General features: G+C 24.6%; 3 protein-coding genes. All 3 read right to left on the minus strand.

All coding sequences use genetic code 11. The features are described from left to right. The coding region (locus NG918_RS15550; protein WP_252226936.1) for a PAS domain S-box protein at positions 1–1,062 on the minus strand (1,062 nt) is incomplete at its 3' end. A gap of 34 nt (positions 1,063–1,096) precedes the next feature. Then, a complete protein-coding gene (locus NG918_RS15555) occupies positions 1,097–1,426 on the minus strand; it encodes a sensor histidine kinase (RefSeq protein ID WP_353735872.1) in 330 nt (109 codons plus the stop codon). Next, entirely contained in the window at positions 1,419–2,297 is an 879-nt protein-coding gene (locus NG918_RS15560; RefSeq protein WP_502801316.1) for a PAS domain-containing sensor histidine kinase, read from the minus strand. The genes NG918_RS15555 and NG918_RS15560 overlap by 8 nt, the downstream gene beginning before the upstream one ends. Positions 2,298–2,506 lie beyond the last annotated feature (209 nt).

Consider the following 2,506-nt stretch of genomic DNA (forward strand, 5'->3'; position numbering starts at 1 on the left):
TATAAGCTGTACAGTTGCAAGTATTACATTTAAAGGTGTCTTAAATTCATGTGATATATTTGCCAGAAATTTATTTTTAAAATTTTCAATCATAATAGCTTCTTCTAGTTCTTTTTTTTCTTGCTCTAATTTTTTTTGTTCTGTAATATCTTTAGCTGCTAAAAATACATATCTTCCCTCTTCAATACAGCTCCAATTCCATTGAAATATCTTATATTCACCATTTGCACATAATACTTTAGCAATAGAATTTTCACCTTTTACATCTTTTATAAATTTTATATATTTTCTTGCTCGCTCTCTATCATCTGGATGTACCATATCAAATACATTCATTGTTGATATTTTTTCATTACTCCATCCTGTAACATCAATAACACTTGGAGATACACACTTAAAATGTTGTTTATAGTCCATTATTGCCCATAAATCAGTTGCAATTTCCAAAAAAGATTTTAGTTTACTTTCATTTAATGTTCTTTTTACAAGTTCTTCTCTTAATTTATTGGTTAAAATTTTATTCTTAATTAATAATTCTAATTTCTCACATTCGTAATCGATAACACTATCATTCATATTATCTAAATTAGTATTTTCAGCATAAAAAATACTTAAAATACCTATCAATTTATTTGTATCTTTTATTGAATACATTCTAATATATCCGTAGTTTTTATTTGTGTCAATATTATTGTTTTCTATATGTTTTTTAAACCAATATGTTTCTTTTATATCTATAGCCCTGTGATCATATTTACTGTTAAGTAACTTTTCTTTAGATTGTTCATTTAATTGTGTAGTGTAATCCTCTCCTATTAAAGACACATTTCCTAATTTAAATTTTAATCTTAACATATTATATTCTTCATCATATAAAAACAAAGCAATTCCATCAGACTGTGTTTCGCTATTTAAATTTATTAATATATTTTTAAAATTCTCAGTTTCTTCTTTGATACACTCATTAATATATTTATTATTTATAAGTTCTTTTGATGGTTGTGATTTTAACAAATCCTTTAAATCTTTAAAAATATATACTTCATTTTCTTCTTTACTCATTTTCTTATCCCCTTATTATAGTATCCATGGCTTTCTAGTATATATCAGAAAATTCTATATTGTATTTTTCAAACCTTGAATCTAGTCTTTTATCATAAAGACCACAAACTTCTTTATCTTCCATTTTAATTATAGGAAGATAAAATACAAATTCAGCCCCTTTTTTTATTTCCTTATTAACTTTTATTGCTCCACCATGCATCTCTATTAAAGATCTTACTATGGATAACCCAATTCCAGTCCCTTCACATCTTCTCGTAAAAACATCTCCTGATTGCTTAAATCTTCTAAATATGTTTTCTACATCTTTTTCAGGTATTCCAATGCCATCATCTTTTATCTTTACAATAACATTATTATNNATTTATATCCATACTTAAACTAACATAAATATTACCACCATTATTTGTATATTTAACTGCATTAGATAATAAGTTTAATATTATTCTTTCAATTTTATCACAATCTATTGCAAGTATAATTTCTTCTCTAGTGGTATCAAATATTATATTACGATTTTTTTCATGTATATATTTGCTAACAGATAGTACTATATTTTCAATAATACTTACAATATTACAATTTTCAAGACTTAATTTATAAATTCCACCATCTATTTGAGTTATATCTATTAAATTGTTCACCAGTTTTAATAATCTATATGAATTTTGTTTTATTCCATTTATATACTTAAGATTTACTTTTACTTCTTCACTTAATTTATTATTTTTTAATTTATCAGATAATAACTGAACTGTAGCTAAAATAACATTTAATGGTGTTTTAAATTCATGTGATACTGTTGCAAAAAATTCAGTTTTTAGATTTTCCATAGCTATTGCTTCTTCTAATCTTCTCTTCTCTTCTTCTAATTCTTTCTTTTCAGTAATATCTCTGCCAGTCAAAAGCACTGATTTTCCCTCTTCTAAACAGCACCAATTCCATTCTATTAATTTATATTTACCATTTTTACATAGAAATCTATTAAGTAAAAATGTTCTTTTATCTTTATTAAATGAGAAATCCATTTTTTTTAATATATGTTCTCTATCATCTGGATGGGTTAAATTAACTGCATTTAAATTTTTAAATTCTTCTGATGTCCACCCAAAAGTTTTAATACAATTATCACTTACATCTTTAAAATGATAATTTGCTTGCAATATTCCCCATAAATCTGTCGAAATCTCTAAGAAAGATTCTAAACGCCTTTGTATTTTTGAACGTTTGGTCATCTCTTTTTTTAATAAAGTCACATCTCTTGCAACTGCTAATTCCCAATTATGCTTAGTACCAGTAGGTAATACTGTTTTATAAATTGAGAAGTACCTCTTGTTTTCATTAAATTCTACTTCTTTTATTAGATTTTCTTCAGTTCCTAATACATATTCACCGTTATAATTATTTAGTTCTGTTTTTCCTATAATCTCTTTTTCTGTTTTTT

The sequence above is a fragment of the Clostridium sp. ZBS2 genome (assembly GCF_023845855.1).
Taxonomy (GTDB): Bacteria; Bacillota; Clostridia; order Clostridiales; family Clostridiaceae; genus Clostridium; species Clostridium aquiflavi.